The 4,122-nt window shown below is 42.9% G+C and carries 2 protein-coding genes; one reads left to right on the top strand and one right to left on the bottom strand.

The window, feature by feature from the left end; translation table 11 throughout:
• The first annotated feature begins 783 nt into the window (after positions 1–783).
• Positions 784–1,950, top strand: coding sequence for a glycoside hydrolase (locus tag ACH10T_RS08395; protein ID WP_394808852.1), 1,167 nt, complete (start codon positions 784–786; stop codon positions 1,948–1,950).
• A gap of 338 nt (positions 1,951–2,288) precedes the next feature.
• On the opposite strand, the gene ACH10T_RS08390 is transcribed toward ACH10T_RS08395, so the two are convergent.
• Complete coding sequence (locus ACH10T_RS08390) at positions 2,289–3,992, bottom strand: alginate export family protein (RefSeq protein WP_394808851.1); 1,704 nt, start codon at positions 3,990–3,992, stop codon at positions 2,289–2,291.
• Between the last annotated feature and the right edge of the window lie 130 nt (positions 3,993–4,122).

The following is a 4,122-nucleotide window of genomic DNA, read 5'->3' as shown; positions in this document are numbered from 1 at the left end:
CCCATTATCGGCCACCTGAAGTCGGATTATCGAATGGCAAGGAACTATCTGAAAGGCGCTATCGGTGATCGCATCAACCTGCTGATGGCTGCCGCCGCCTGGAATCTAAAATAATGGCTGCTAGCCATTTCTTGGCTCTTTTCCCCGTGGCAAAAACTGCAAATTTATCGGATTCCTTGATGGAAATTTAAACTACCGGGGCATGCACTTTAGTAGTGCAACAATTTTCTCAGGTAGCTTTTCCAGAACAACTGTTGTTTGATACTTTTTCAGGGTCGACTACTTATCTCCTATGGCTGATACAAGACTCCCTTTCTGCAAAGCTTACACTCAGAAATACTAATGTTCGATCTTTCTTTAACGCGCGTTCTGGCTACACTGAAAGCCGAATGCAATTGTAATAATTTTTCCCCTTCCTGTCAGGTTTTCCAAAGTGTGCCGATTTGGCACATCCTCAGAGTATTTGCCTATCTCTAGAATGCAAAGCTGCTATGAATGTGGGCAAGTAAGGCACGTAAGAAACCGAATCTATATAGGCAATATTTATTATAACTCTATAATTTTAAATTAAATTAACAGAATTAAAAAATTAGTTAACTCTAAACGAAGGGTCTTTGCCACTTTCTTTTGGATTTTGAAATTCTTGATGTAAGCAATAATGAGTAGTGATTCTTTTTTGTCAAGAATAGATTCATTTATTCCGTAACAGCAAAAGAACTCTTCATTTTTAACAGGAAATTGAAGGATTCGTCTTTAATATAAAAATTGAAAGGAGTATTTTGTATGGAAATTATTAGCCCCATAAGATACAAGGATAGCACGAGTCTCTCCCTAGCAAAGAGATCAATGCAAAGCATATTGGTTGCAATATTATTCATCATAAGCATGATTTGGATTCCCTTCGGAACAGCGCAGGCCGTCGTCAATGCCCCTCCTGGATCAGTCAAATGGCATCCAGGCCATTACTATACGCTTGTAGGTTCGGGTAAAAATAATCCTGCATATCTGGAACAAGTATATAGTGAACTGAATGACACGCCAGCTCTGCGCGGAATACAAGTACGTTATAGTTGGGTAGAGCTAGAAAAATCTTTTGGGGTATATGATTTCTCATTTATTGAAAAGAGACTTTCTGAGCTTGCCGCGCAAAATAAACGGCTTATGATTTTATTAGAACTAAAATCATGGGGTGCTGACACAGATTTAGTGCCAGACTACGTGATCAATAATCCAATCTACGAAAATGGCATATTCGCTTTTAGTAGAGATGGCAGTTCCACCATCACAGGGAATAACATTAAACTGTGGAATCCCATGGTACGAGATCGTCTGGCTGCATTAATTAGCGAATTGGGAAAACGCTTTAATTCGCATGAGTACTTTGAAGGTATCGGCTTGACAGAAACCTCTTTGGGGTTTCCTATAAAACCGCTAACCAGCACTCAGAAAGATGATTATTACAGCAACCTGCTCGCAGTAAACAAAAAGATGCGCGCATCCTTCCCCAATACTATGACATTCCAGTTCGCAAACCACCCGCGTTCGTTTCTGCCATTATTAGTAGGCGAACTCAAAGGGATGGGATCAGCACTGGGTTGTCCGGATGTTTTCATTGAAGACCCAGGATTAAACTTTCTAGGGAGTAAATGGTCTCCACAAGGTATCTATCCATACTATCCTGAAAATTCTGGGCTAATGCCTCTGGTAATTCAGGTGGAGGGTTCGAATTATGAGAATACTCGGTGGGATAATACAGGCTATCAGCCAACTGTCTCGGAGCTGCTTAATTTTGCACGGTATCAGCTTAAAGTCAACTACATTTTCTGGGTACGAGATCTAGATCATTATCCAAAAGTGCTGGAAGTATTGAGTTGGAGCAAACAAAACAGCACCCCTTCCGGAGGACTGCGCTCGGCCTGCCCCGAAAACTATACTACCTGCATTGACTAGTATTGAATCGCACTAACTGAAGTTTAGACAATAAACAACCCCGCAGAAGACTGCGGGGTATTAGCCCAAATCCACGGATCTCGTTTCAAATCAAGCTTCTTAGTTTGCTCGTGAATCGGCTGCCAATATCGAAACGCCGGTAAAGGTAACGATGTAACAGATATCATACACTCAATCGGATCAATCAAAATTAGCATGCAATTCCAATTAATTGGAATGATGTTAAATGGAACGCAATTCTGTATAAAATTCGATGTGTAATTCGTTGAGGTTCTGAGGACTTTAAACGGCAACGGCAACCTAACCGGTTGCCGTTGCCGTTTTAGCTTAAATAAAACTTAGAAACGGATATTGTACTGAACATAGAAAAGGTCGGCGGAGATTCCTGGCCGTTGTTTTTCTAGATAATTACCGCTAAACAGTTTTGAATAGCCAATCAACACATCTTGATGGCGGCTGACATGGAAGTTCGCACGAAAATCTATCTCGTCCCCGACATGACTGCCAGATTGACCTGTTGGGTCTCTCATGGTGGCTAAGCCAGAAGCGTTATATAAATAATCAGTGTTATTCGCCAGATAGAATCTATGGTACTGGGTAATAAACGTAAACCATGGCATTGGATGCAAGGTAAATTGTGCATTGATATCATGGATGTTTTGACGCCCTACTCGGTCCAGGAAGCCCATATAGTAATGGCCAAAAGGAAAGAGCTGATTAAATGTATTGCTTCTGCCATCATTGGATTTACTATCGCCAGATGCAAAATCATAGCGTATCCAGGCCTGTGGATTCATCGGCAAGGGTAAACGATAACCCACGCCGCTCGCTACTGCAAAGGCGGAAACATCCAGATTGGACCGTTGACCAAACTGATACATGCCTTCCAGTTCATACAAGAAACTGTCGATATTTCCAACAAATCGACCACCCAAGGTGTGGAGGTTTGAGTTTCCTTGCAGAATATTACCCGCTAACACATTGGGTGAACTAAGATTGCGGTTGTTATCCAGGCTAAGGAAATAGAGATCAATTAAGTGACCAGGTTTAGGCCGGTGAGTGGCCCAAAGCCCATAAAAGTTTTGCTGTGTATCCCAATTATCAACATTGCCTTTTTCGATAACCATTGGACGCATCCAGAATGCATCAACATCCCATCCCGGTGTGCGCCAGAAGGCTTTTACACCCTGGAAAGTTCTTCGTGTATTCACCCAATCCAAAGTCGAAACCAATCTTTGTGAGCCGTATAATAATTCTTGCCGTCCTACACGCACATAAACAGGACCATTATTAACACTGGCGACCTTGATATCGGTAAACAGATTGAGTATGTCGGCATGATTTCTATCCGTTGCGAGCGGAGGCAATTCAGAGCCGAAAGTACGCGCATCAATACCTTCTGCAAACAAACGTACTTTGTCTTTGTACCATAAGTCCGCGTGGAATCGCGTGCGTAACATATGGAAGTCATTATTTGTACCGGCTGCATTTAAACGGCTATCCGTCTCATGCGTGTAGCGGTACCAGAAATTACCACCTAAAGAAAGCAACCAGTCGTTGCCGAGATCCATTCTCTTGATTGGATCAAAGAAATCTTTTTCATACCCTGCGGTATCCAGATACCGAAAGTCAATGTCGTATGCTGATGTCGGTAGCAGTGCAAATGGCGCATAAGGGGCAACAGGAGGTTTCTCACGCTTGTTGCCGTTGATCATTTCCCAGAGTGAATAATAGCCGGGACTGGTTGGGGGCATAATAAATGAACCGGGACGCGGCATTGGTGTGACGGGCGGCACTTTTGACCTGTCATAGTCCCCACTGGGCGCACTGGTTCCAGCTGGAGCAGCTGCAGTGGTTGCTGCTGCCGGTGGATTTGTATTTGCCGGAACTTGCGTCTGCGCCTGTACCTGAAAAGCCAGGCACGTCATTCCCAAGCAGCATAAGCTAATTCTAAATAGCCATTGCTGCGAGCTTTTTACCCAATGCACTTTTGATTCAGCGAGAGGCTTTGCTGAAAAAGGAAAAATGCTTGATGAATTCATTACGGAACTCCTGTTGTCTGAACGTTAACATTGTGATTCGAGAGTCATGCTCTATTAGAGAAGGGTTTTAGCTTCTTCTCTCTGAGCAAAACCTTTTTTAAGGGTATGACATTGTTTTCCTGAATAAACT

Source organism: Nitrosomonas sp., from assembly GCF_043753625.1.
GTDB lineage: Bacteria > Pseudomonadota > Gammaproteobacteria > Burkholderiales > Nitrosomonadaceae > Nitrosomonas.
Note: the sequence above shows the minus strand (reverse complement) of the source record. Positions and strands in the feature narration are given on the sequence as shown.